Genomic DNA, 25,335 nt, shown 5'->3' on the forward strand with positions numbered 1-25,335 from the left:
TTGCACGGAGGGCATTCAGCCCAGAAAGGACAACTACGATGCGACGAATTCTCTTCCTCTTACTTGCTACAACGGGAGCCTGGGCAGCACATGCCCAGGCCACCCCGGCCGCTCCTGACCTCATGACGCCGAAATACGATGTCGGGGCCGGCTATCAATTCATCCGCGCAAACGCCCCTCCCGGCGGTTGCCAGTGCTTCAACATGAACGGTGGTTACGCAACCTTCGGCTTCCACTTCAACCAGGGCTTCGGCATCGAGGGCCAATTCACAGAGACGCAAGCAAGCGGCATCAGCGTTCTCGGGCAAAACCTGAAGCTGATGACGTATACCGTCGGCCCCAGCGTGCGTTACCAACGTGGTCGCCTCATCGCTCGCGGTGAAGCGCTCGTCGGCGGCGCGCACGCCACGGACTCTTACTTCCCCTCCTCCTCCGGCTCGATGACGAGCGCCAGCAGCCTGGCGCTCGCCGCCGGTGGCGGCCTTGATCTCTACATCAATCGGCGCTTCGATGTCCGCGCTGTCAACGTTCAGTTCTTACACACCGGCTTTCCGAACGGAGATAACAACTCGCAAAGCCACATCACTATCGGCGCTGGCGTCGTCTTCAAATTCGGCTGGACGAAGACGCGCGACGTCCCCCCGCGCATCGTTGTCGTGAACACGCCAGCGCCCCCGCCAGAACCCGTACTCGCCTTCGCCTGCTCTGCCGGCAGCGGCAATGTCATCGAAGGCAACGACGTCTATGTCAGCGGCAACTCCAGAGGTGTGGACGGTGTGCAATATAGCTGGACCAGCACCGGCGGACGTATCGTCGGCGACGGTGAGCACGTTCGCGTCGACACCACAGGCCTCGCCGCCGGTGAGTACCGCGTGAACGGCAAAGCTGCCTCCGGCAATCTCTCCGCCGATTGCTCGGCCGTCTTCCATGTGGTCGACAAACCCGCGCCTCCGCCGCCCAATGACACGGAAGACAAGGCGTTCCACGAACACGTACCCGATGTCCTTTTCGATTACGACAAATCCGACATCCGTCCTGACGGAGAAGCCGCGATCCAAACCGGCATCGAGTACCTGAAAGCCAACCCCACGGAACGCGTGTTGATCGGCGGCTACGCAGATGAGCGCGGCACGCAGCAGTACAACATCGTGCTGGGTCTGAAGCGCGCGAACAATGTGCGCGATCGTATGATCGCCGCAGGCATTCGCCCGGAGCAGGTCCAGGTCGTCTCATACGGCAAGTATGTACAGGTCTGCACCAAAACCAGCGAAGAGTGCTTCCAACTGAATCGCCGTGCAGCGATGATGCGCCTACCGTAAACATATAACTCACGAACAAAGCGGCGGTGAAGGTTCTTCCTTCACCGCCGCTTCTCTTTGCGCTCTACCGCTGTCAGCTGTTCGGCTCGTACCAGCGATAACCATAAAGCTGCTCTTCTTCACCTTCGCTCAGCAGCTTCAACGTGCGAACACGCTTCACATTGGCGCACGCAGAGATCAGTGCATCCACGAGCGCAAACGCTGCAACGAAGCTACTGCGCAGCGCCGCTCCTTCGATCTCCGCGAGGAAGTGTTCGTGCGCAAGTTGCGCGATCGCATTCGAGCTCCTGTCAGTGATCGCCACCGTATACGCTCCGTGATTGCGCGCATCACGCAAGCCATTCACGGTGATGCGCAAACCGCGCCGGAATGTCACCGCAAGCACAACGTCCTTATCCGTCACTGATCGCATGGAATGCAGCGTCTCGCCATGTCCACTCAACACGATCGGCGCAAGCCCTACCATCACCATTTGATAGCGCAGGTAGTCCACCACAGGGGCCGCAAGGTCTGCACCGAGCAGATAGACCATACGCGCTCCGTGCAGCTTGCGAGCCAGCGCAATCACCTGCTTCGCATCCAGTGACGTCTTCAACTCGGCGAGATGCTCCTGGCTTTTGCGCAACGCCGCATGCACGCTCTCATGCGCACTCTGGCCCTCTGCCGACGTCGCACGAAGGCGCTCAAAAGAGGTTGCGTCCACCAACGCCCGCTCATGCAGGCAGGTCTTGAACTCCGCGTACCCATCGAAGCCAAGCTGTTTCACCGTGCGCAGCAGAAACGCGGAATCTGTGCCAAGCTTCTGCGCTGTCGCGCGCACGGAGAGCAACACATAGTCCCGCGGCGACTCAAATACGGGTCGCAAAATTTCCTGCCGACGCTTGCTCAGCTTCGACCAGTTTTGCGCGATGGCATCTGTACTTTCTTTGATCTTTCCCGGCGTCAAATCAAAAAGTCCTCGGGCCGCACAGTGCTCGGCCCTTGCCTGAATTCAAAAGCTACAACCCAACCCGACTCGAAAGCCGGTCGGGGCAAAGCACACCGTCTGTCTACAGATACTGCATATGAGACGCCGTTGCGGAAGAAAAAGACTCCGTCCGGCGGCAAGCCGTAAACCGCAGAGCATACGCCACTTCGGTGCATTTGTTGTCAACATTAGACAACTTTGACAACAAATGTGGTACAACTAAATCAATCTTTCGGTCATTCAGGATGCACACAGAGTTTCTCGTGTCCTTCGCGTCTCTCTTGCATTACCTGGCCGCTTCCATCGCTCGATAGCCATGAGACAGGTCGCAGCCCCTTAGCACTTCGTGCACCGCATACCGGCGGTGCTGGGATCCCACTCTCGTCTCGGCGAGCGACTCTCACGGAAGGAAGATGCTTCTCATGGCGAGCACCACACTCAGAGCCTCCACGCTCACACTGCGTCTGGATAACGCGCTCACCTTTGCGGAGAGCACCGACGCCGCGAGCATCGTGACCGACGAGGAACTCGGCCTGCGCATGCAAGCCGGCGATGAAACCGCTCTGCGCATCATCTACGAGCGCTATGCGAACGTTGTGCGACGCGTTGTCTTTCGCATTCTCCATGACGACGCCGAAGCCGACGACAGCGTGCAGAACGTCTTCTGGGATATGTATCGCGGCATCCATCGATTCGATCCCTCCAAGGGTTCCCTGCGTGGCTGGCTGATGCAATACGCCCGGCACCGCGCGCTGAATCAGAAGAAGGCACTCAAGCAGCGCGGCTTTTACGACACGGCTGAAGTAGATGCTGCCGACATTCTTCCGGCAAGCCGGCGCTCGCTGCTGACGCCCGAAGCCACGCTTGCCGTGCGCCAGGCCCTCACCTTCCTCACCGACAACCAACGCACGACACTGATGATGGTCTTCCTCGAAGGCAAGGAGATGGAGGATGTCGCTCATCATCTTGGCCAGCAGGTCTCCAACGTTCGTCATCACTACTACCGCGGCATGAGCAAGCTGCGAGAAGTGCTCAGCGAGAAGGTAGCCGGGCGCGATGTAGCCTGAGCCACACCGCACCCGCGTCCCCTTACTGCACGTGGCTGGAGAACCAGTCGAGCACATGCGTCAACAGTGCCTCCTGGTGATCACGCTCGGCAAATACATGCGGCTCACGCGGAAAGCGAATCATCTGCGCTTCGCGCCCCATGAAATGCAGGCTGTTGTAAAACTCCGTTCCCTGCGACATCGGCACGCGATCATCCGCTTCGCCATGCACGACCAGCACCGGCGTCTTCACATTGTTGATGTACGTCACGGGTGAGTGCTCGCGGTACATATCGTGGTGGGAAGCGAAGTCTCCGAAGTAGCCATCAAGGAAGCTTGGTGCGATGTCAGTGATCGTCGCCATCGACGTGAGATCCGTGACGCCTGCACCGATGACCGCAGCCTTGAAGCGGTCCGTGTGTGTTACGGTCCACGAAGTCATGAAGCCGCCGTAGCTCCAGCCACCTGCGACCATCTTGTCTTTATTCGCGATGCCCTGCGCTACCACGTAGTCCGCGCCATCCATCTCGTCCTGGAAGTCCTGACCGCCCCAGTCCTGGAAGTTGTCTTCCGTGAACTGCGTGCCTTGACCATCCGATCCGCGCGGGTTTGGCAGCAACACAGCCCATCCATGCGAGGCCATCATCTGCGCCCAGTCATGCCATGATCCGAGCCAGCCGCTGTCCCACACCCCCTCGGGGCCACCGTGGAATTGCACGAGCGTCTTGTAGCTCTGGCCCTTCACATAGCCTGCAGGAAGCACCAGAACGCCGTAGATCGTACGACCGTCCTTCGAGTTCTTCCAGTGAACTTCCTCCACCTTGCCGAGCTTCCAAGCCTTCACCTGCGGGTTGTTCTCAGTCAACGTCTGCCAGCTCTTACCGCGGAGCGTCATCACCTCCGCCGGGTGCTCCACCGTCCCCGTTGCGAAGGCCAACAGGCTCGCATCGCGCGACATCGTGAAGTCATTCAAGGCGGACATATGCTCGGCGAGGATGCGGATGCTCCCTGTCGCAGGCGCGATTTCACCGACCACAGAAGTCGTCCCCTTCACGCCGACCACAAGCAGATGCTTGCCGTCGTCGGACCAGATCATCTTCTGCCATGTGGCAGGCACTTCGCTCTTCGCGATGACTTCCTTGCCCGTCGCAAGCTCCGTCACTACGGGCACACCCGTGATCGTGCGCTCCGTCATCTTGCTGAACGTCGCGTACTTGCCATCGGGCGACCAGTGCACGATCTGCGACTGCGCATGTTCTGCGAGCGTCTTCTCTACTTCACCGGTCGAAGCGTTGATGATCTGCACCTTCGATACCCGCCAGTAGTCGTCAAGGCGCGGTGTCGGCGCAATGCGCACGAGGAAATGCTTCATGTCCGGCGACCAATCGAAGTCGCACAAGTTGCGTTCGCCTTCGGTAACAAGCGTCGCCGTGTGCGTCGCGAGGTCGTACACATACAGGCGATCGAAGCGATAGTCGAAGTCAACGCGGTGATCATCGATCTTCTTTTCCTTGCGATCGGCCAGCTCCTTCGTATCCGTGTCTGCACGGACGAAGGCGATCTTCTTCCCATCGGGCGACCAGCGATACGCCTTCACGTCGCCCGGGAGATTCGTGAGCGGCATCGCTTCGCCACCGCTCACTGGCAGCAGCCAGAGCTGTGCGCCCTGCTTCGCATCTTTCTTCGGATCGTTCTTCAGAGCTCCGAGCAGTTCAGGACGACTCTCCACGCGAGCAAGAGAAAAAGGTATGGGGCTATCGCCCTTCAGACGAATCGGGTTCTTGCGGGTGGAAAGGAAAGCAATGCTGCGACCGTCTGGCGACCACTGCGGAGCAGAGTCAGCGCCATCACCGCTGCTGATCATGTGCGCACTTGCAGGCTCATTCGCAGAGACCAGCCAGAGGTGCTGCACTTTCGCTTCAGTAGCAGGCATCGGCGTCTGCACGCTGTAAACAATCTGCTTCGCATCCGGCGAGAGATCAACCTCGCTGACCTTCTTCAGCGTAACGATATCGTGTGGCGTAACCACATGGTCCTGCGCGACGACCGCGACCGAACCAGCGGCCATCCATGCGCAGAGACTAAGGCTTGCTGCAAGACGCATTGAACTTCTCCATTCGTTAAGTAAGAAAAAGAAAGGTGGGATGCCTGACCGCATCCCACCGGAGACATTCAAGAGTGGCTTTAGAACATGTACTTCAGGCCGAACTGCACCTGACGTGCTGTGCCGAAGCCCAGCGTGTTGCCGAACGTGCTCGAGATCGTACCGAAGGTGGAGGACGTGGGAGTCCAGGCAACGTTCGGGAAGCCGAAGTTCGGGTGGTTGAGGATGTTGAACATTTCCGCACGGAACTGCAGCGTGGACGTTGTCGTGATCTTCGTGTCCTTCGTCAGCGAGGCGTCAACCTGGTTGAAGCGAGGACCATAGATCGTGTTGCGGCTCGAGTTGCCGAAGGTTCCAGCCGCAGGCGTCGTCCAGGCTGCACGGTTCAGGTAGTTGATGTAAGTACCCGTGAAGCCCTTCGCCACGTACTTAGAGGTTCCAGCAACGACGTTCGGACGTTGGTTCGTGTAGTTCAGGTTGCCGTAGCTGTTGATGCCCGACATGGTCACGTTTGAGGTAACGCCGCTGCGCAGGATACCCAGCGAGTTCAGGTTCCACCCCGAAGCCAAACGCTTCACGATCTCGTTGGAGTTGCCGAGGAAACTATGCCCCTCACCCATAGGAATCGAGTACAGGAAGCTATAGCTGAAGTTGTTGCGAACGTCGCCCGAGCCGTTACCGCGCTCAGCCTTCAGGTTGTTCACATCCTGAGGATCCGACGAGTACAGGCCCTGATCCTGAACGTCATCGATCACGTGACCCCACGTGTAGTTACCCGTGAAGCTCAGTCCCTTACCCATCTGCTGCTTCAACTGCAGGTTCATGCCGTTGTAGAGGCTCGAACCGTTGTTGCCTTCGAGGAAGACGTTACCGAACTTAGTGTTCGGACGATAAGTCTGGTTCTGAACATAGAGGTTGATGTTGTACTGGCGCCACAGGTTCCAGCCCTTGTTGCCAACATACGATGCCTGCACAGCGGTTCCATGACCGAAGTCCTGCGCCACACTAAGGTTCCACTGTTCGGAGAAGATGTCCGGCTTATGCGAGGGGAAACCGTAGCCCGTCGGAGTCAACGCGCCAAGTGCGATGTACGAATCGATCGGATACGACAGACCCGGTGCATTCACCTGGTTGAGCGAGTAGTTGCCTGGCAGCGTGTTCAGAGGTGCGTAGTATTGACCAAAGCCAACCGGATAGGCCTGGTAGAACACACCGCCAGCAGCCTTCACGACCGTGCGCGGCGTGACTGCCCATGCTGCACCAAGACGCGGCGACCAGTTTGAGTAGTTCTCCTGGAAGTAGTCATGACCTGCCGGCATCAGATCACCCGTACGAGGATCGAACGAGCGCGTTGCAAAGAACTTATCGTGCGGGTTCGATGCAAAGTCGTAACGGATGCCGTAGTTGATGGTGAGTGTCGGAATGATCTGCCAGCTATCCTGCACGTAGCCACCGTACTGAGTAGCGCGCGTGCCGAGACCGGGCTGGCTGGCGGACTGCGTTGCAGTCTGAAGTGTGTTGTCCTTGAATGCTTGTATGTTCGCATAGGAGATGGTGGCGTTGGTAACGCTCTTGTTGTTCAACTGGATGCGGTAAATGGTGCCACCGAACTTGATGGTGTGCTTGCCGTGTACCCAGGTGACCGAGTCGCCCCACTGGAAGCTGTTGTTGTTGCCCATCGAGTAGCCGCGCGAGCCAACCGCAGCGTCTACACCCGAGATGTTGACAGTCGGGATATTTTCACGCGATTCAATCGTTGCCGCCCAACGCTGGATGCCGAACAAAGCATCGTTGATGATGTGCGAGTTGAACATGTGCTGCTCACCAAGCGCGAAGTTCGTCGTACGCAGTGGAACGTTCTGGTGATCGTTGATACCGAGAGCGGTCGTCGTCACACCAGCGAGCGGGCCAAAGGTGCTCGTGTCGTTCAGGTTGAAGCGGCCGAAGATCGAGTCCTTCTGGCTGAAGTGGTGATCGATTCGAACGCTGCCGGTATTCTCTTTCACCTGCGTGTTCGAGACATACCTGGAGGCTGTAAGGTCAGCCGAGATTGCGCCATTGTTACCGATCGGCATGTCAGCGAGAATCGGAGCCAGCTCAGGATGGTTAGTAAGCGCAGTAGCGCGGGCCGAGTCGCTCAGCACCGAACCGCTGCCGATCACACCGATGGTCTGACGCGAACCTTCATAGTTGAAGAAGTAGAAGGTCTTGTCCTTTACGAGCGGACCGGAGATGTTGCCACCGAAGTCGTTGAAACGGAAGACAGGCTTTTCAGGGAACGACGACTTGGGCGCGAAGTAGTTACGCGAATCCAGAGCTTCGTTGCGGAAGAAGTCATACACTTCGCCGTGCACCTTGTTCGTGCCGGTCTTGGTGACGATGTTCACGAGCGAACCAGCGGCGCGACCGTATTCAGCCGCGTAGCCCGAGGTCTGTGCGCGGAACTCCTGAATCGTCTCGAGCGAACCGGTGAGCAGACGCGCACCACGCTCGTAGCCGTTCGCCATGTACGGCTGATCGACACGCGAAGCATCGATACCGTCAATGGAGAACTGGTTGTGCACCGTGTGCAGACCGTCGAAGCTGATATCCGAGATATAGCGCGAACGAGCCACAGCGCCCGGGGTCAGCAGCGAGAGACGAGCGTAGTCACGGCCGTTGATCGGCAGTTCCTTGATCTGCTTCTCGTTGAAGTTGTCGCCAAGCGAAGCGTCCGTCGTGTCGAGCATCACGGAAGCGGCGTTCACGCTGACGCTTTCTGAGGCTGAGCCAAGGGTCATCGCGACATCAGCACCCGAGGACGAAGCCGCCTTCAGCGTGATGTTGGAGAGCACGTAAGCCTGGAAGCCTTCATCCTCTACGCGAAGCGTGTAGACGCCAGGCTCAACCGACGGGAAGTTATAGAAACCCGAGCCATTTGCCTTCGTCATACGCACAACGCCCGTGGCGTTGTTCTTGAGGGTGATCTTCGCGCCGGGCAGCACGCTCTTGGAAGGATCAGTAACGGTACCGGACAAGCCACTCAGGGCCTGACCGAGCGCAGACGCCGAAACGATCGCGGCAGCGGCAAACAGAGTGGAATAACGAGTAAGTCTCTTGGACAAGACGGCTCTCCTTGAAAGTTGCAACAACGCAGGCTCTTGGGCGGCTTCTTCTTGGAGCTGGGACCGTTCCGCCGTTCTTTTTTGCGCTGTACACCCCTATGCAACAGAGCGATAAATTTTGTACCAGCGCGGGCAACTTTTTTCTCGTTGGTACATTTCCACCCCGATCGCTGCATACAGAACTACGCAGACTTCCATAGCACCGGAACACCCAAGGAGATCTTGATGCGCTTGACTACGTGCGCCGTAGCCGCGGCCGCTTTGCTTTCACTCCCCCATCTGTCGGCTACCGCAGCAGCGCAGAAGAACGCGGCCCCCGTCTTCGCACCGGCCGCGAGCCTTATCCCCATTGACACGCCTGCTGTGCCGCTCGAACTCGAACGCGCGGCTGCTCCTTATACGGATCATCGCGAAGCGCGCTTTCAGTCATGGAACCCGACGAAGCGCAGCTTGCTTATCCGAACGCGCTTTGGCGATGTCCCGGGCATCCACGAAGTCTCCTCGCCGCTGGGCGATCGCCATCAGCTTACGTTTCTGAGCGAGCCTGCGAGCGCGGCGAAGTGGCAGCGCAAGCTCGGCCACTATTTCGTCTACATGAGCGATACCTCGGGCGCAGAGCAGTATCAGCTCTACCGCGAAGACGCGAACACCGGCAGGATTTCACGCATCACGGATGGCACTTCGCGCAACATGTACGCCGCGCTCTCGCCGGACGGCCACTCGATGGCGTGGGCCTCTACGCATCGCAACGGCACTGATCTCGATCTCTGGGTGGCTGATCCTGAGAAGCCCGCAAGCGCGCACATGCTTGCGGAGTGGAAGGGCGGCGGACTGCAGCCGCAGGATTGGTCGGGCGACGGCAAGATGGTTGTCGTACTCAATTACATCTCCGTCAACGACTCGGCTCTTTCGCTTGTCGACGCTTCGACCGGCGCGGTGACCGATCTCACGCAGAAGCTCGCGGCAGGCGAGAAAGTTTCCTGGGCAAAGGCCACCTTCTCGCGCGATGGCAAATCGATCTATGCAACCTCGGACTGGCACTCGGAGTTTCATCGCCTGTGGCGCATTCCGCTTGATGGCGGCAAGCCCGTCTGCATCACGCCGAAGGCTGACCATGACATCGACACCTACGCCTTCAACGCAAATGGAACGACGCTCGCCTACAGTCTGAACGACGAAGGCATCAGCCGCCTGCATCTCGTGTCCGGCGCTACGGGCAAGGAGCTCGCGACGCCGAAGATCCCGACCGGCGTTGTCGAAGACCTTGAGTTCCACCCGATCACAGGTGAACTCGCGATGTCCTTCTCTACGCCGTCGCTGCCGTATGACGTCTACACGCTGAAGCCCGGCGCTACACAACTGACGCGTTGGACCGAGAGCGAAACCGGCGGCCTGAACATGGGTGATGAGAAGCCTGCCGAGCTCATCCACTGGACCGCGAAGGACAACGTCCGCCTCTCCGGCTTCCTCTTCCGCCCGCCCGCGCAGTACACCGGCAAGCGCCCCGTCATCATCGACATTCACGGCGGCCCCGAAGGCCAGGCACGTCCTGACTATCTCGACGACTATCACGAGTACCACTACTTCCTGCGCGAGAACGGCATCGCCGTCATCTATCCGAACGTGCGTGGATCGATGGGTTACGGCAAGACCTTCTCGATGCTCGACAACGGCGTAAAGCGTGAAGACTCCGTCACCGACATCGGCGCGTTGCTCGACTGGATCAAGACGCAACCGGACCTCGACGCATCGAAGGTGCTGATCGCGGGCATGAGCTATGGCGGCTACATGACGCTCTCGGTTGCCACGCAGTACAACGACCGCATCACCGCATCGATCGACACCGTCGGCCTTTCGAACATCATCACCTTCCTCGAGCGCACCGCTGAGTATCGCCGCCAGCTTCGTCGCAACGAGTATGGCGATGAGCGCGACCCTGCAACGCGTGCAGCGCTTGAAAAGATCGCTCCTGCAAACCTCGCGGGCAATCTGACGAAGCCCATGTTCATCCTCGCCGGCAAGATGGACCCGCGTGTACCTTACGCGGAGTCTGAACAGATGGCTGCCGCCGCGCGCAAGAACCATGCGCCGGTCTGGTTCCTCGGCATGAAGGATGAAGGCCACGTCTTCCAGAAGAAAACCAACATCGACTACGGCTTCTACCTGAAGATTCTCTTCGTGAAGCGCTTCCTGCTCGACGCTCCGTCGCACTAAATCACTCAGTGCAGGACGCGGTGGAACTCTCTCCCGCCGCGTCCTTCTTTTCCGTAGAGACAAAACCTTACAAGCCTTCGTCGCTATGCTCATTGCGCATCACATACGCTCGCCGTTAGCATGGTTCCGCTCGTGTGAACGTACCTCCTCGTGCCTCGATAATGATTTTGCAAACCGTGATTCACGAAATGCACAACCCGCACGATCCCTTTCGCGAGCTCTGCACCTTAGCAGCCGGGGGTCTTCTCACTCCCGAGGAAACGCGCACGCTCCACGAGCATCTCGCTCACTGCGAGTCATGCCGTGCCTTCTACGACGAGATGTGCGCGCTGCATCGCCTGTTGCAGCTCTCCGTGCCGGAGTCATTCGAGTAGCCACTCGTCGCACCTCGCGTCTTTCCATCCTTTCCCATCGCCAAGGGCAACCATGCAGCGCTTCATCGCTCGCATCGTTGCCCTTCCTGTATTTCACGCAATCTTTGACAGGAGACCACCACACATCATGAGCAACTTCTTCCCTCTTCGGAAGTTTCGATTCCTCCTTCCCGTAGCCATCGGCGGCGCACTGCTGGGCAGCACGCTCGCCCATGCGCAAGACAAAGGGGACATCGCACGTCCGCTCTCGTTGAAGCCAACGCGCACCGTGCATTTCACCACCGATGAAGGCACCTGGATCTCGCTCGACCTTTCGCCCGACGGCAAGACGATCGTCTTTGAACTCCTCGGGGATCTCTACACGCTGCCCGCCGCTGGTGGACAGGCGAAGGCCATCACCACCGGTATGGCCTTCGACGCACAGCCGCGATACTCGCCGGACGGCAAGCACATCGTCTTCGTCAGCGATCGTGATGGCGCCGACAACGTGTGGATCGCAGACGCAGACGGCACGCACGCGCGCGTGATCACCAAGGAGCGCCACAACGGTTGGGTCTCGCCCGAGTGGACGCCCGATGGCCGTTACATCCTCGTCTCGAAGACCTCCGACGTCTTCGGCGGACGCGAACTCTGGATGCTCGATGCACTCGGCGGAAGCGGCGTACAAATCACCAAGGCCAGCACAGCGCCAAAGACTCCCTCCGGCGAACAGAGCAATGTCTCCGGCGCTGTTGAATCCCCCGATGGCCGCTACATCTACTACAGCCGCCGCAAGGGCCTGCTCGGCTACAACGCCACCTTCCCCATGTGGCAGATCGTGCGCCGCGATACAACGAACGGCATCGAAGACGTCGTCACGAACGAGTATGGCAGCGCGATTCGTCCGCGCATTTCGCCAGACGGCAAGTGGCTCGTCTATGGCACACGCTGGAACGCGAAGTCCGGCCTGCGCGCACGCGAGCTCAGCACCGGGGCCGAGCATTGGCTCGCCTATCCCATCGACCGCGATGAGCAGGAAGGCCTCGGCACACGCGATCAACTTCCCGGCTATGCCTTCACGCCAGACTCGAGCGCCGTCCTCGTCTCCTATGGCGGACATCTTCACCACGTCGATGTGTTGACCGGCAAGGAGACGGCGATCCCCTTCACCGCTGAAGTCAATCAGCAACTCGGCCCGCTGTCGCACTCGGAGCATCGCGTCGAAACCGGCCCCGTCGTCGCGCGCATCGCGTCGGACGCTCGGCTCTCCCCCGATGGCAAGCAGGTCGCCTTCTCTGCACTCGGCAGCATCTTCGTCGCTGACGTCAACACCGGCAAGCCACATCGCCTGACGCAATCGCAGGACGCCGAGTTCGAGCCTGCATGGTCCGCTGATGGCCGCACCCTCGCCTACGTCACCTGGGATGCAGAAAGCGGCGGCGCACTCTGGACGATTCCTTCCGATGGCTCCGCAGCTCCGCACAAGCTGACACAGATCCCCGGCTTCTTCGAGCAGCCCGTATGGTCGCTCGATGGCAAGAACATTTACGCCATTCGTTCATCGATGGAAGCCCGCGAGAGGCGTCGCGTGGAGTATCAGTTCGCTGCGGCCGCTCCTGTACCGGGCTCGGACTTCGTGCGCATCCCTGTCGATGGCAGCGCGTATGAGACGCTTGCACCGGCACGCGGCATGTCGCGTCCGCAGTTCATCAACGGCTCTGATCGCGTCTTCTATAACGGTCCGCAGGGTCTCGTCTCGTCGCGCCTCGACGGCACCGATGTGCAGGAACTCGTGGCGGTGAAGACGCGCGACATCCAGGGCCAGAAGGAAATGGGCACCTCGCACGTAGTGGTCATCAGTCCCGACGGCACACGCGCTGTCGCACTGGTAAACCACCAGGCGTGGTTGCTGGATCTGCCGCGCGTTGGTGGCTCTGCCTTCGAACTCGACCCCGGCAAGCCTAGCCTCACCGCAAAGCGCCTGAACGTAGAAGGCGTGGACGACCTCGGCTGGTCTCCCGATGGTTCGCAGATCTACTGGACGACCGGCGCCACGCTCTTCCGCTTGCCGCTCGCCACGGTGCTGCAGGCTGAACTCGCCGATGCCGAAAAGACCACCGCCGCCCCCAAGGACGCGAAAGACCCCAACGGCAAGAAGGCCGCGGAAGACGCAGCGAAGAAGCCGGCAGGTCTTGATGCAGCGCACGTAAGGCTCGTCGTCGAAGAGCCGCGCGCCGTGCCCACCGGCAGCATCCTTCTCAGCGGCGCGAAGATCATCACCATGAAGGGTGATCAAGTGTTGCCGACAGGAGACGTACTCGTGACCGGCGACCGCATCATCGCCGTTGGCCCCAAGGGATCGCTCAAGGTACCGACCGATGCGAAGGTCATGGACGTCACCGGCAAGACGATCATCCCCGGCCTCATCGACATCCACGCACACTGGACGCAGATGCGTCGCAGCGTGCTCGAGATGGAAGCATGGCCACTTGAAGCCAACCTAGCCTATGGCGTCACCGCTGGCCGCGATCCGCAGACCTTCACCGTGGACATCTTCGCGTATCAGGACCTCGCAGACACAGGCCGCGTCGTTGGCCCACGTGCCTTCTCCACAGGTCCCGGCATCTTCCTCGAAAACAACTTCCAGTCGCTGAAGGACGCGGAAGACACGGTGCGTCGTTACACCGATTACTACCGCACGCACTTGCTGAAGAGCTACATGGTTGGCAATCGCGGGCAGCGTCAGTGGATGGTGGAGGCTTCGAAAGAACTCGGCGCCATGCCCACCACCGAAGGCGGCATCGATACGCGCCTCGACCTCACGCAGATCATTGACGGCTTCAGCGGCAATGAACATAACTATCCGCAGATGCCGATCTACAAGGACATCGTGCAGCTACAGGCTCAGGCCGGCACCACATATACGCCAACGCTCGTCGTCTCTTACGGTGGGCCGAACGGCACACAATACTTCGTCGAACACACCAACGTGCATGACGATCCGAAGGTGCAGCGCTTCATTGACCCGTACGTGCTCGCGCACGATACAGAACGCTCGCAGTGGACGCTCGACTCCGAGTACATCTTCCCGCAGCAGGCGGGTGATGCAGCGAAGATTCTGCGCGCCGGTGGCAACGTTGGCCTTGGTGGCCACGGCATGATGCAGGGCCTGCAATGCCATTGGGAGCTGTGGTCCTTCGTGATGGGCGGCATGTCTCCGCTCGAAGCGCTGAGCATCGGCACGATCCAGAGCGCGAAGGCGATCGGACTGGACAAGGACCTTGGCTCGCTCGAGCAAGGCAAGCTCGCGGATCTTGTCGTCCTCGATCGCGATCCGCTTGCTGACATCCACAACTCTGACAGCGTGCACTACGTCATGCGCGGCGGCTTCCTCTACAAGGGCGAGAACCTCGATGAGGTGTGGCCCGCCGAGCATAAGCAGCCGCTTCGCTGGTGGGAGAAGGAAGGCGTTCTTCCTCCGACTCGTTAACCGCAACGACAAAACAACAACGGCCTCGGAAGATTGCTCCGAGGCCGTTGCCGTTGCAGTTGGCGCACGCTACTGCACGATGTGAAACATTGCCTGATGATCCGCGCGCGAATCGCCACCGACGAACACCGTGTACTCGGTCGGCTCAATCACCTGCTTGCCCTCGTTGTTCCAGAACGACAGCTCATCGAAGCCGAGGTCGAAGCTCACCGTCTTTGACTCACCGGCCGCAAGCTCTACGCGACGGAAGCCCTTCAGTTCGCGCATCGGCTGCTCCATGCTCGCACCACGATTGCGCACATAGCACTGCACGACTTCACTCCCCGCACGCTTGCCGGTGTTCGTCACCGTGGCCGTCGCCGTGATGTGTCCCGCGTGCTGCACATCCTTCAGCATCAGCTTGTCGCTTGAGAGCTTCACATCCGAGAACGAGAATGTCGTGTACGAAAGCCCGTAGCCAAACGGATACAGCGCGTCATTCGGAGCATCGATGTAGCGCGAAAGGAAGCGCGAGTTCGGCCCCGGAGGAACGCTCAGATCAGCATCCCCCGTCGGTCGCCCCGTCGGGAACTGTGCGTAATACAACGGTTCCTGGCCCACCGTGTACGGGAAGCTCACCGTCAGACGACCGCTCGGCGACGCATCGCCATACAGTACGTTCGCAAGCGCATTGCCCGCCTCCGTTCCCGGAAACCATGCTTGGAGAATCGCGTCCACATGCTTCGCCGCCCACGTCAGCACCAGCGGACGGCCCGAGAACAACACCAGAACCGTCGGCTTTCCCAGCGCGGCAATCTGCTCCATCAACTGCTGCTGCGCGCCCGGCAGGTCGAGATGCGCGCGGGCTCCCGCCTCGCCGCTCATCATTGCGTCTTCTCCCAGCGCCATCACAACAACATCCGCACCACGCGCTGCATCCAGCGCCGCCGCAAAGCCCGACTCGTCCGTTGACTTGATCTCTACGCCCTTCGCATACGTCAGCGTCGCGCCGCTCTTCGACGCACGCGCCTCCATCGCGTCCTTCAGCGTGATCGTGTCGCCCTTGTGGTTCGCGCCACCCCACGAGCCGATCATCTGCATACCGTCATTCGCCAACGGCCCGATCAGCGCAATCTTCTTCGCGTTCGCCGCCAACGGCAGCACATCATGATCGTTCTTCAGCAGTACAAACGACTCTTCCGCAGCCTTACGCACCAGCGGACGATGCTCGTCCAGCGCACGCGTCACCTCCGTGCCGCTCGCATACGGATGCTCGAACAAACCGAGCGCAAACTTCACACGCAACACACGGCGCACGGCCTCATCGACCACGCTCATCGGCACCTTGCCGCTCTTCACCAACGTCGGCAACTCCGCGTCATAGTAGTGCGACATCATGTCCACTTCCACGCCCGCTTCAAGCGCCTTCTTCGTTGCATCCGCTGCGGTCAGCGCAACGCCATGATGCGTCAACTCCATCACCGCGCTGTAGTCGCTGACCACGAAGCCATCGAAGCCCCATGTCTTCCTCAGCAGGTCCGTCATGATGTACGGATTCGCCGTCGAAGGCACACCGTTCAAGCTGTTGAACGCCGACATCATCGTCGCCGCTCCCTCCTGCACCGCCGCACGATACGGCGGCAGATACACCTGGTGCATACGGCTCAACGACATGTCCGTCGTGTTGTACTCACGTCCACCTTCGGCCGCTCCATACGCCGCGAAGTGCTTCACGCTCGCAGCGACATGCGAGGTGTCACCAAGGTTCGTGCCCTGATAGCCGTCAATGTAAGCACGCGCCATCGCCGAGCCAAGATACGGGTCTTCGCCCGCGCCTTCGACGATGCGGCCCCAGCGCGCATCGCGCGCCACGTCCACCATCGGCGAGTAGAACCAGCGAATGCCACCGGTCGTCGCCTCCGCTGCAGACATCGCAGAAAGATCGCGCACCAGTGCTGTGTCCCAAGTGGAGGCCAGACCCAGCGGCACCGGATAAATCGTGCGGTAGCCATGGATCACATCCGCGCCGAAGAGCAGCGGAATATGCAGACGCGACTTCTCCATCGCCGCCTGCTGATAGATGTGCGTCTTCTGCGCGCCAACGATATTCAGCATCGAACCGATGCCGCCGTTGCCCGCGAGCTTCAGAGGATCGATCCCCAGCTTCGCATCCGGGTTATCGGCCACCTGCTTGTTGTCCGCCGAAGGCAGCACGTTCTGCCCCATATCGTTGTACTGCACGAGCTGGCCGATCTTCTCTTCCAGCGTCATCTGCTTCAGCAACGCGTTCACGCGACGCTCAATCTCCGGCGACGCCAACTGCGCGTTCGCAGGCTTCACCTGCTGCGCGGCCAGAGACAACGAAACACACACCGCCGAGGTGGCCACGACTCCACGCCAATTCCACTTCATACCCGATACGCTCCTGAGAAATGAGACGCTTCACTCCCGGCACCTCGCGCAAGCGAGGCGAAGCCAGTTTGCAGCAATCTCCAACGCATAGCATTGTGAACGCTCCGACGTACATTAGGCAAACGTTTGCTCCAGATTGCCCGATCCCCCAAACGTTGCAGCCGCTTTGCCAGAAATTTGCAGCGCTTCACACCGCCTCTCGCTACTCTGTCCGCAGACACACCCGCAATCCCAATTCAACGAACAAAGAGGTCCTGTGAAACGCTGGTCCCTGCATGTCCTGTTGTCTTCTGTCGTGGCGATGTTCTTCTCTGCGCTCTCCGCGCAGAGCCAAACCGTTTACACCTTCCCCGATGACGGCTTCACGCCCGTCTACACCTTCATCAACTCAGCCACCAAAACGCTCGACATGACCATGTATGAGCTCGTCGATACCACCGCGCAGAATGATCTGATTGCGCTCGCACAAAAGGGCGTCGTCGTTCGCGTCATCCTCGACCAGAACCTCGAGAAGACCAAGAACACGCCCGCCTACAACGCGCTTACTGCCGCAGGCATTAGCGTTCACTGGGCCAACACCACCTATCACGCGACGCACCAGAAGACCATCACCGTCGACAAGACCACGTCGATGATCCTCAGCGCCAACCTCACAAGTCAGTACTACTCCGACACGCGAGACTTTGCCGTCGTCACGACAAACTCCTCGAACGTCTCGGCGATCGAAGCCACCTTCAACAAGGACTTCACCGACACCGCCTGGACACCCAGCAAGGCGTACTCGCTCATCTGGTCGCCGACCGACTCCGACGCCGATCTGCTTGCGATCATCAACAGCGCCAGCTACACGCTGACCGTGGAGACCGAAGAGATCAGCGCATCGGACATCGTCACGGCGCTCGAGAATGCAGCCAAGCGCGGCGTCGTCGTGAAGCTCATCATGACCAACGATGACAACCAGTACGCCTCGGAGTTCAACGCACTCACCGCCGCAGGCGTCAGCGTGCACACCTTCAAGGACAGCACCTCAGTTCTTTACATCCACGCCAAGGTGACCATCGCCGACGCTGGCTATAGCGGTGCACAGAACGTTTTCTGCGGATCGGAAAACTACTCCACGGCATCGCTCAAGGAGAACCGCGAACTCGGCATCGTGATGGCGACCAGCGCGCTCGTGACGAAGTTCAACAACGTGCTGCTGACTGATTACGCGAACTCGACAGTGTGGGTGCCGACAAGCTAGAGCCGTTGTAAATATTCAGTCGCAAATAGAAAGAACGGAGGCCGCCGATGATCGGGCGGCCTTCGTTCTCTACTTATGACTTACGACTTCCCACGTACGACTCTGCATCAATCCAAATCGAAATCCCGCAACGGCTTGCCCGTCAGCGGCGACTCCTTGGCCTTTTTCACGGCTTCGGCGAACTTCTTCGCCATCAGGTCGTCTTTGTTCTTCTCCGCGTGAACGGACTGCGCGAAGAGCGACTCACGACGAGCATCCTGTTCCTTCAGCGCGCGGGCCGCAGCGCCAAGATCGTCGAAGGTCTTCTTGCGCGGCGCGGCCGTGTGCGAGATCACCGAACGGCTTACCGGGTCAATCTTTAACATGCCACCACAGTCCGGGCACATCACTTCAAATGGCTGGTCACTCAATCCCATCGCACACTCTCCGAGAGCTAGTGTAGCTCTCTCGGTTTTTCCGCATCCGCATGTCGCCAAAAATCTCTATCAGGCACAAACGATGGGTCGGTCTACGCAGGGCACGAACTGTAGTTCAGGTCTGTGCGTGAATCACGAACGATCGCTCAATCTGTATCAATCACGAACGAACTCTCGATCCGTATAAATCACGAGCCTTCATTCAATCTGTGAGAATCACGAGCGATCACTCAATCTGTGAGAATCACGAACGGCCGTTCTATCTCCGCGAGAATCACGGACGGCCGTTCTATCTACGCGAGGTGCGAATGGTAGGTCGGGGCTTCAGCCCCGACATTTGAGTTTGGGTAAGAAAGCGGCTTCAGCCGCTGAGGTAGCGCCCGCCCCAGAGGGCCGCGCTACATCGCACAGCACTAGTAGCGACGATAGCCCTGCGGCACCGGCACGTATACGTAGCGGGGCGTCGAACGCAAAGCCCATACCAGCGCAAAGATCCAGCCGATCACCGTCCAGCCAAAAAACAGGTTGATGAGAAAGATCGCGAACTTATGCTGCGAGTCACGCAGCAACGCGATGATGGTCGGCAGAAAGTGGATCGCTCCAAACGGCAGAAGAAAGATTGCAAACAGAACGTGCATTACGTTCTCCTCTCAGCCATCTATACGCAGACTCGCGACGAACAGTTCCCTAGAGGAAAAGTACGCGATGCCCCGGACACTCCAGCCCGGCGTACTCGACGAGGGTGTCGAGCAGTGAGCCCTCGTCCTTCGCCAGGAACCACGCGCCCGCGAGTACGCGTTCCTGCAAGTGGCCGTCCGGTAGCAAATGCAGCATGATCGCTGCCGCGTGCTTGCGCAGCGAAGCTTCCTTCTGCAGCTCGAAGCTCGCCGCCATGCGGCGCAGACGGTTCATCTGGTACCGCATCTTGCTCGCCGAAACACCAGCAGCCTTCGCCAACTCGGCGTTCAGACCTTCAGCATATTCGGTCAGCGCGGTCAGCTCCGCGTCCATCGCATTGCCCACGGCGGCGAGCTTGCGCTTGGCCTCGATCGGCAGCGCGCGCGCGCCAAACTTCAGCGCCAGTGCATCCACCGTCTTCGCGTCCCACACGCCGCGCACATCGACTTCATGCTGCTCCATCACCTTCGCGATGGTGGGCTCGATTAGCGTCGCCGACAAGCGCGGCAGCACCGGCGTGATGCGTCCGAGCAACTGCTCGAAGACCACAGCGGACTGCGCAAAGTACGCAACCTCGGCCGGTCCGCCGACATAAGCGGCGGTCGGCAGAATTGTGTCCTGAAACACCGGACGCAGCAGCGCGTTCGGGCTGATGCGCTCGGGCTCAGCGGCGAGAATCGCGAGTAGGTCGGCGGTCGAATACGTCTTCGCGCCGGCCTTCCATTCATCACCACTGCGCTTCAGCGCCTGGCGGGCGCCGGTCTCGGCGTCAAGCAGGAAAAGCAGAGAATGCCCCGCCGCGACAAGCACCTGCGCGTGGAAGCCCTGCGACTCCAGCTCGCTCGTGCGCGTCAGCAGCGCAGCTTCCAACTCCGCAGCGTTTTCGATCGCGCCACGTAGCGCCTTCGCGCCCAGCGCATGAAACTCTCGTCCGGCCGCGTCCATCACGATCAGGCCGAACGGCGCGAACACCTTCGTCAGCAGCTTGCCGAAGGCCGACGCCAGCGTTTCGCCCGCGGCATAAGCCTCGCGCAGCGTGTCGGCAAACGGCCCCCACGCAAACAGGTCGCAGGCATAATCGAGGCGCGCATCCAGCGTTCCTTCCGCGTCGATGGGCAAACCACCCACCGGCACAGGACGCTCCGCCTTCAGGTCGAGCGAGATCGTTTCCACCTCAGTCTTCGTCAAAAACGCAGCCTGATCGACCTCCGCGAGATCATGGTCTTCGCTCGCCAGCCAGAACACCGGCACATGCTCTCGACCACTCGCTTCGGTCGCATCCTTCGCCTTACGAATCGCCGTCGAGGCCTTCAGCAGCGTGAGCAGCGGACCACCAAACAAACCTACCTGCTGGCCGGTCACCACGGTTGCCGCGCCTTCGCGCAGCTTCTCGATGTTGGCCAGCGCCGCTTCGCCCGCCGCAAACTTCGTCGCCTGGATCTTCAGCGCATCGGCAAGCGCCCCGCGGTGCTCCGCAGGCAGCGTGGGCGACTGCATCGCCCAATCATTTGTGAACGGTTTGGCCGGATACCACTCCGCGAGCGATTGACGCGCAGCATCATTCGTCGCGCCTTCACAAAAGGCACGGAAAAGCGCGCTCGTTCCTGGTACATGCGAAATGGGGAAACACTCAGCCGTCATCGTTACTAGTTTCTCATCCTGTCCACGTTTGGATGCACCCGATGCGGTCGCGATGCGAACATTTTCAGGGCCATCTAAGGGTGACGCATCGTTTACGGTATCTGCATGGCGAAAACATCGACTCCCCCCGCAAAGAAGCAGGCCAAGAAGACCGCGCGCAAGCCCGCAGCCGTTACCTCGAACGACAAACCGCTGGCAGGAAAGACCTTACGCGGCAAGGCCAAGGTGCTCTCCAGCAAGAATGTCTATCAGGGCAAGGTCTTCTGGGTAACGCGCGATGAAGTGCAGGAGCCCGGCGGCGTCACCGCCACGCGCGACGTCATTCGCCACAACGGCTCGGTCGTCATCCTGGCGGTGGACACGAAGTCGAACCCCAGAGACCCCGGCATTCTGCTCATCCGCCAGTACCGCCACGCCGCCGACCAGTTCCTGCTCGAACTCCCCGCCGGCCGCATCGAGAAGGGCGAGAAGCTCATCCCCGCCGCCAAGCGCGAGCTGATCGAAGAAACCGGCTACCGCGCCAAGAAATGGTCGGTCCACACGAAGTACTTCGCCAGCCCCGGCTTCCTCTCTGAGGCCATGCACATTCTGCTGGCCGAAGACCTTACGCTCGGCGAAGCCAAGCCCGAAGAAGACGAGAAGATCGAGCTGCACATGACTCCCCTGAGTGAAGTGCTGCGCCTCATCCATGCAGGCAAAATCCACGACGGCAAGACGCTCATCGGCGTGCTGCTCTACGCCTCGCTGCGTCGCAAATAAGGGTTCCAGCAGCTCGCGTACAACGACCTATTGGATTGTGCCAATTTTGTTGCCTCCAAAATTGGCATCCTGAAAACAATTAGCGTTTTCTTACATTGCCAAGCAACCAGATATGCCGAAACCCGTCATGCTTATGCACAGTGAGCGGCTTTGCCGCTTGCTGACACATAGCATGACGGGACAAGGCACTCCGATGGCGCAATACAAAGGCACGGTCAAGTGGTTTAACAACGCAAAAGGGTTTGGTTTCCTCGGCCGAACTGAAGGTCCGGACGTTTTCGTCCACTACAGCTCCATCCAAATGGACGGCTATCGCGGTCTGAAGGAAGGCGATGAGGTAGAGTTCGACATCATCCAGGGCGAAAAGGGCCCGCAAGCCGATCAGGTCATCGTGATCAAGGCCGATTAGTTCGCGATCCACATAGGTTTTGGCGAAAGCCCGGGAGCCGCATCCTACAATCACAGGATGCGCCGCTGCCGGGCTTTTGCCGCGTCTGCGCGCCGATGGAACTATGGACAACATCACGCTCGCACGCCTGCTCGACGAAACCGCTGCCCTGCTCGAAATCGACGCAGCCGATCCCTTCCGCATCCGCTCGTATCGCCGCGCCGCTGAGACGGTGGAGCAGCAGACCACGCCGCTCGAAACGCTGATCGGCCCCGATGGCGACGTGAAGCAGCTGCTCGCGATTCCCGGCATCGGCAAAGGTATGGCCGCCAACATTCGCGACCTCGCCGCCACCGGCACCATGCCTCTGCGCGAGGAGTTGCTGACCAAGTACCGAGCGTCGATGCTTGAGCTGCTACGCCTGCCCGGCATGGGCCCCAAGACCGTCGCGCTGCTCTACTCCGCGCTGCAGATCGAGAACATCGACCAGCTTGAAGAAGCCGCCAAGCGCGGTGACCTGCTGCCGCTCCCGCGCATGGGACAAAAGTTCACCGACAAGCTGCTGAAAGGCATCGAAGACTATCGCCGCAACGCTTCGCGCTTCCGCATCGACGACGCGCGCCAGCACGCCGAGCGCGTCAGCGAACTCATCCGCCAGTTCCCCGGCATCGAGACGATCACGCCCGCAGGCTCCCTTCGCCGTGGCAAGGAGAGCGTCGGCGATCTCGACCTGCTCGTCACCGGCCCAGCCTGCGAGCCCGATGTGGTCGCAGCAGCGGTCGAACACGTTGCCACGCTGCCGCTCATCGACAAGCTGCTCGCCCGCGGACAGAACAAGGTCAGCTTCAATCTGCGCAACGGCCTGCAGGTCGACGTGCGGCTGCTGCCTCGAGCAAGCTACGGCGCGGCGCTGCAGTATTTCACCGGCTCCAAACACCACAACGTCACCTTGCGTCAGCGCGCCATCAAGCGCGGCTACACGCTCAGCGAGTACGCGCTGATGCGGCTTGAGGACAACAAGATCATCGCCGCAGCCAGCGAAGAAGAGATCTACAACGCGCTCGAGCTCGACTACATCGCGCCCGAGCTGCGCGAGAACTGTGGCGAGATCGAAGCCGCTGCCAGACACGAACTGCCGAAGCTCATCACGCGCTCCGACATTCGTGGCGACTTGCACATGCACACCACCGAGTCCGACGGCTCAAACTCCATCCGCGAGATGGCTGAAGCCGCTATCGAACGCGGCCTCGAGTACATTGCAATCACCGATCACTCCAAGCTGCTCACCATGACCGGCGGCATGGATGACAAGCGCGCCATCGCTCACGCCGCTCGCATCCGCGCCGAAAGCAATCGTCTTGCGGAAGAGTTTGCCGCAAAGCGCGGCCCGCAGTGGGCGCGCTACGAACGCCGCCTGAAAGCTGGCGAACCGAATACGCACGAGCCGACAGTCCCCTTCCGCATCCTCGCAGGATGCGAGTGCGACATCCTGCTCGACGGCGCGATGGATCTCGAAAACGATACGTTGGCACAGCTCGACGTCATCGTGGCGAGCGTTCATTCAGGCTTCAACCAGACGCCGGAAGAAGTCACCGAACGCGTGCTGCGTGCCTGCGAGAATCCGTTCGTGCAGATCCTCGGCCACCCCACCGGCCGCAAGGTGCTGAAGCGCGAACCCTACAAGGTCGATGTGCCGAAGATGCTCGCCGCTGCTGCGAAGTACGGCATCGCCGTCGAGCACAACTCGAACCCCGCACGCAGCGATCTCAGCGATCTGCAGCTGCGTCAGGCCAAAGAGCTTGGCTGCAAAATCATCGTCAATACGGATGCGCACGCCATCGAAGAGCTCGACCAGATCGATAACGGCATCGTGCAGTTACGCCGCGCGTGGCTCAGCGCCGCCGACCTCATCAATACGCAGCCCATCGATGCGTTTCTCGCCGCGCTGCGCCCACGCCCTTAGCCTCGATTACGGAGTTTCCCGCATGGCCGCAACGCAGTTCGTCCAGGAAGAAAAGTCCTCACCGCTGAAGCCCGTCCTGATTGCCGTCGTCGCTCTCGCGCTCGCGGCCGTAGCCGTCTTTGCGCTGTATCCGAAGCGCTCTTCGCAGCTCACCGTCACGCACGCAGAGGTCTTCGCTCCGCACACGCAGACGAAGGACACAGCTCAGAGTTCCAATGTGAAGGTGCTCGATGCGCCGCCCGCGGTCGAAGACGACGTCTACGTGGCGACCACGCTGAAGCTCGACAACAAGCTTCATGTGCCGATGTATTTTTCTGGGGTAACAGCCACCGCAACGCTCGCCGACGGTCAGCAGGTAGACGCGACCGTCGTGCACTCCGATAGCGACCTGCGCAACGTGCAGCTCAGCTTCCCGCAGCTGCACGCCATGCTGCCGCATCCGCTGCATGACAGCGACGAAGCCCCCGCAGGCGGCGCGCTTGATGGCCAGGTGCTGCTACTCTTCGGCAACATTACCGGCGAGCAATGGAAAGCAAAACGGTCAGCGAGCCTGACGCTAAACCTCATGCATCAGGACCCGATGACCGTCGCTCTTCCCTAAGCTTTTACTTTGCCAGTGCAGCTTCCACGGCCGAGATCAACTCCGGCGACTCGGGCGTGATGCCCGAAGCAAAGCGTGCGACAACTTCGCCATCACGGCCGACAAGGAACTTCTCAAAGTTCCACAGCACCTCGGGTGCTTCCGTAGGACCGGGCAAACCGTTGTCCTTGGAGAAGGTCGCGAGCTGTCCGCGGAAGACGTCATCGTCGCCGGTGGCCTTGGGCTGTGCAGCCGTCAGCGCGGCGTATAGCGGAGCTTCTCTTCACCCACGACGGTGATCTTCTCGAAGATCGGAAACTGCACGCCGAAGTTCAGCTGGCAGAACGACGAAATCTCCGCGTTCGTGCCCGGCTCCTGCGCGCCAAAATCATTGGCTGGAAACGCCAGCACTTCAAACCCTTGCGCCTTATATTGCTCGTACATCTTCTCGAGGCCGTCGTACTGCTTCGTAAAGCCGCACTTGGAAGCCACGTTCGTTACCAGCAGGACTTTGCCCGCATACGCACCCAGCGAGGTGGTCTCGCCGGAGTTCAGGTTCACCGGAATATTGGCAATCGTCGACATGGTTTTAGTCTACGTCGCATCTTCGCGGCCCAGGTTGCGCAGGGGCAAAATCCCCCTGAATAGCACACATAACCCATTGCGCGTTTGACAGGTA

Annotated in this window: 19 protein-coding genes; 10 read left to right on the forward strand and 9 right to left on the reverse strand. The window is 60.0% G+C overall.

Annotated elements, in window-relative coordinates:
- Nucleotides 1–38: 38 nt before the first annotated feature.
- Nucleotides 39–1,319, forward strand: coding sequence for an OmpA family protein (locus OHL11_RS10470; protein ID WP_263371460.1), 1,281 nt, complete (start codon nucleotides 39–41; stop codon nucleotides 1,317–1,319).
- Between the two features lie 73 nt (nucleotides 1,320–1,392).
- On the opposite strand, the gene OHL11_RS10475 is transcribed toward OHL11_RS10470, so the two are convergent.
- Complete coding sequence (locus OHL11_RS10475) at nucleotides 1,393–2,184, reverse strand: MurR/RpiR family transcriptional regulator (protein WP_263371461.1); 792 nt, start codon at nucleotides 2,182–2,184, stop codon at nucleotides 1,393–1,395.
- 524 nt (nucleotides 2,185–2,708) lie between these two features.
- On the opposite strand from OHL11_RS10475, the gene OHL11_RS10480 reads away from it, so the two are divergent.
- A complete protein-coding gene (locus OHL11_RS10480; RefSeq protein ID WP_263371462.1) occupies nucleotides 2,709–3,353 on the forward strand; it encodes an RNA polymerase sigma factor in 645 nt (214 codons plus the stop codon).
- A gap of 22 nt (nucleotides 3,354–3,375) precedes the next feature.
- Here the strand turns inward: OHL11_RS10480 and OHL11_RS10485 are convergent, their stop codons facing one another.
- Together OHL11_RS10485 and OHL11_RS10490 are read right to left on the reverse strand one after the other, a co-directional pair.
- Nucleotides 3,376–5,436 (reverse strand): S9 family peptidase, encoded by a 2,061-nt coding sequence (locus tag OHL11_RS10485; RefSeq protein ID WP_263371463.1) that lies wholly within the window; start codon nucleotides 5,434–5,436, stop codon nucleotides 3,376–3,378.
- 80 nt (nucleotides 5,437–5,516) lie between these two features.
- A complete protein-coding gene (locus OHL11_RS10490; protein WP_263371464.1) occupies nucleotides 5,517–8,540 on the reverse strand; it encodes a TonB-dependent receptor in 3,024 nt (1,007 codons plus the stop codon).
- A 225-nt stretch (nucleotides 8,541–8,765) separates the two neighbouring features.
- On the opposite strand from OHL11_RS10490, the gene OHL11_RS10495 reads away from it, so the two are divergent.
- The 3 genes from OHL11_RS10495 to OHL11_RS10500 all read left to right on the forward strand — a co-directional run bounded on the left by OHL11_RS10495 (nucleotide 8,766) and on the right by OHL11_RS10500 (nucleotide 14,597).
- Nucleotides 8,766–10,754, forward strand: coding sequence for a S9 family peptidase (locus OHL11_RS10495; protein ID WP_263371465.1), 1,989 nt, complete (start codon nucleotides 8,766–8,768; stop codon nucleotides 10,752–10,754).
- 188 nt (nucleotides 10,755–10,942) lie between these two features.
- Entirely contained in the window at nucleotides 10,943–11,128 is a 186-nt protein-coding gene (locus OHL11_RS17345; RefSeq protein WP_390236416.1) for an anti-sigma factor family protein, read from the forward strand.
- Nucleotides 11,129–11,255: 127 nt separating this feature from the next.
- Nucleotides 11,256–14,597, forward strand: coding sequence for an amidohydrolase family protein (locus OHL11_RS10500; protein ID WP_263371466.1), 3,342 nt, complete (start codon nucleotides 11,256–11,258; stop codon nucleotides 14,595–14,597).
- A 69-nt stretch (nucleotides 14,598–14,666) separates the two neighbouring features.
- On the opposite strand, the gene OHL11_RS10505 is transcribed toward OHL11_RS10500, so the two are convergent.
- Nucleotides 14,667–16,988: a glycoside hydrolase family 3 N-terminal domain-containing protein gene (locus OHL11_RS10505; protein ID WP_263371467.1), complete on the reverse strand. Its 2,322-nt coding sequence runs from the start codon at nucleotides 16,986–16,988 to the stop codon at nucleotides 14,667–14,669.
- Between the two features lie 256 nt (nucleotides 16,989–17,244).
- Here OHL11_RS10505 and OHL11_RS10510 point away from each other — a divergent pair, with 256 nt between their 5' ends.
- The gene (locus OHL11_RS10510; RefSeq protein WP_263371468.1) at nucleotides 17,245–18,231 is read left to right on the forward strand and encodes a phospholipase D-like domain-containing protein; all 987 of its coding nucleotides are present in this window, start codon (nucleotides 17,245–17,247) and stop codon (nucleotides 18,229–18,231) included.
- A gap of 107 nt (nucleotides 18,232–18,338) precedes the next feature.
- Here OHL11_RS10510 and OHL11_RS10515 read toward each other — a convergent pair whose 3' ends face one another.
- The 3 genes from OHL11_RS10515 to bshC all read right to left on the reverse strand — a co-directional run bounded on the left by OHL11_RS10515 (nucleotide 18,339) and on the right by bshC (nucleotide 20,966).
- Nucleotides 18,339–18,596 carry a hypothetical protein gene (locus OHL11_RS10515; protein WP_263371469.1) on the reverse strand — a complete coding sequence of 86 codons (258 nt, stop codon included), beginning with the start codon at nucleotides 18,594–18,596 and terminating at the stop codon, nucleotides 18,339–18,341.
- A gap of 464 nt (nucleotides 18,597–19,060) precedes the next feature.
- On the reverse strand, nucleotides 19,061–19,285 hold the full coding sequence (locus OHL11_RS10520) for a superinfection immunity protein (RefSeq protein ID WP_263371470.1): 225 nt from the start codon (nucleotides 19,283–19,285) through the stop codon (nucleotides 19,061–19,063).
- A 49-nt stretch (nucleotides 19,286–19,334) separates the two neighbouring features.
- Complete coding sequence (gene bshC / locus OHL11_RS10525) at nucleotides 19,335–20,966, reverse strand: bacillithiol biosynthesis cysteine-adding enzyme BshC (protein WP_263371471.1); 1,632 nt, start codon at nucleotides 20,964–20,966, stop codon at nucleotides 19,335–19,337.
- Between the two features lie 105 nt (nucleotides 20,967–21,071).
- Between bshC and OHL11_RS10530 the strand changes: the two genes are divergently transcribed.
- From OHL11_RS10530 to OHL11_RS10545, 4 genes are all read left to right on the forward strand, one after another.
- On the forward strand, nucleotides 21,072–21,725 hold the full coding sequence (locus OHL11_RS10530; protein WP_263371472.1) for an NUDIX hydrolase: 654 nt from the start codon (nucleotides 21,072–21,074) through the stop codon (nucleotides 21,723–21,725).
- 193 nt (nucleotides 21,726–21,918) lie between these two features.
- Nucleotides 21,919–22,134 carry a cold-shock protein gene (locus OHL11_RS10535; protein ID WP_263372060.1) on the forward strand — a complete coding sequence of 72 codons (216 nt, stop codon included), beginning with the start codon at nucleotides 21,919–21,921 and terminating at the stop codon, nucleotides 22,132–22,134.
- A 103-nt stretch (nucleotides 22,135–22,237) separates the two neighbouring features.
- Nucleotides 22,238–24,076 carry a PHP domain-containing protein gene (locus tag OHL11_RS10540; protein WP_263371473.1) on the forward strand — a complete coding sequence of 613 codons (1,839 nt, stop codon included), beginning with the start codon at nucleotides 22,238–22,240 and terminating at the stop codon, nucleotides 24,074–24,076.
- A 22-nt stretch (nucleotides 24,077–24,098) separates the two neighbouring features.
- Entirely contained in the window at nucleotides 24,099–24,677 is a 579-nt protein-coding gene (locus OHL11_RS10545; protein ID WP_263371474.1) for a hypothetical protein, read from the forward strand.
- A 4-nt stretch (nucleotides 24,678–24,681) separates the two neighbouring features.
- On the opposite strand, the gene OHL11_RS17430 is transcribed toward OHL11_RS10545, so the two are convergent.
- Nucleotides 24,682–24,834, reverse strand: a complete 153-nt coding sequence (locus OHL11_RS17430) for a hypothetical protein (protein WP_263372083.1) — start codon at nucleotides 24,832–24,834, stop codon at nucleotides 24,682–24,684.
- 77 nt (nucleotides 24,835–24,911) lie between these two features.
- Nucleotides 24,912–25,241, reverse strand: coding sequence for a glutathione peroxidase (locus tag OHL11_RS17435; RefSeq protein ID WP_317890644.1), 330 nt, complete (start codon nucleotides 25,239–25,241; stop codon nucleotides 24,912–24,914).
- Nucleotides 25,242–25,335 lie beyond the last annotated feature (94 nt).

The sequence above is a fragment of the Granulicella cerasi genome, from assembly GCF_025685575.1.
GTDB classification, from domain to species: Bacteria; Acidobacteriota; Terriglobia; order Terriglobales; family Acidobacteriaceae; genus Granulicella; species Granulicella cerasi.

What these genes read in the sequence shown, in the direction of transcription:
- OHL11_RS10500 (WP_263371466.1), top strand. Translation starts at nt 11,256, where the DNA reads ATGAGCAACTTCTTCCCTCTTCGGAAGTTTCGATTCCTCCTTCCCGTA.
- OHL11_RS17345 (WP_390236416.1), top strand. Translation starts at nt 10,943, where the DNA reads ATGCACAACCCGCACGATCCCTTTCGCGAGCTCTGCACCTTAGCAGCC.
- OHL11_RS10545 (WP_263371474.1), top strand. Translation starts at nt 24,099, where the DNA reads ATGGCCGCAACGCAGTTCGTCCAGGAAGAAAAGTCCTCACCGCTGAAG.
- OHL11_RS10535 (WP_263372060.1), top strand. Translation starts at nt 21,919, where the DNA reads ATGGCGCAATACAAAGGCACGGTCAAGTGGTTTAACAACGCAAAAGGG.
- OHL11_RS10540 (WP_263371473.1), top strand. Translation starts at nt 22,238, where the DNA reads ATGGACAACATCACGCTCGCACGCCTGCTCGACGAAACCGCTGCCCTG.
- OHL11_RS17435 (WP_317890644.1), bottom strand. Translation starts at nt 25,241, where the DNA reads ATGTCGACGATTGCCAATATTCCGGTGAACCTGAACTCCGGCGAGACC.
- OHL11_RS10515 (WP_263371469.1), bottom strand. Translation starts at nt 18,596, where the DNA reads ATGTTAAAGATTGACCCGGTAAGCCGTTCGGTGATCTCGCACACGGCC.
- OHL11_RS10520 (WP_263371470.1), bottom strand. Translation starts at nt 19,285, where the DNA reads ATGCACGTTCTGTTTGCAATCTTTCTTCTGCCGTTTGGAGCGATCCAC.
- OHL11_RS10480 (WP_263371462.1), top strand. Translation starts at nt 2,709, where the DNA reads ATGGCGAGCACCACACTCAGAGCCTCCACGCTCACACTGCGTCTGGAT.
- OHL11_RS10485 (WP_263371463.1), bottom strand. Translation starts at nt 5,436, where the DNA reads ATGCGTCTTGCAGCAAGCCTTAGTCTCTGCGCATGGATGGCCGCTGGT.
- bshC (WP_263371471.1), bottom strand. Translation starts at nt 20,966, where the DNA reads ATGACGGCTGAGTGTTTCCCCATTTCGCATGTACCAGGAACGAGCGCG.
- OHL11_RS10495 (WP_263371465.1), top strand. Translation starts at nt 8,766, where the DNA reads ATGCGCTTGACTACGTGCGCCGTAGCCGCGGCCGCTTTGCTTTCACTC.
- OHL11_RS10505 (WP_263371467.1), bottom strand. Translation starts at nt 16,988, where the DNA reads ATGAAGTGGAATTGGCGTGGAGTCGTGGCCACCTCGGCGGTGTGTGTT.
- OHL11_RS10530 (WP_263371472.1), top strand. Translation starts at nt 21,072, where the DNA reads ATGGCGAAAACATCGACTCCCCCCGCAAAGAAGCAGGCCAAGAAGACC.
- OHL11_RS10470 (WP_263371460.1), top strand. Translation starts at nt 39, where the DNA reads ATGCGACGAATTCTCTTCCTCTTACTTGCTACAACGGGAGCCTGGGCA.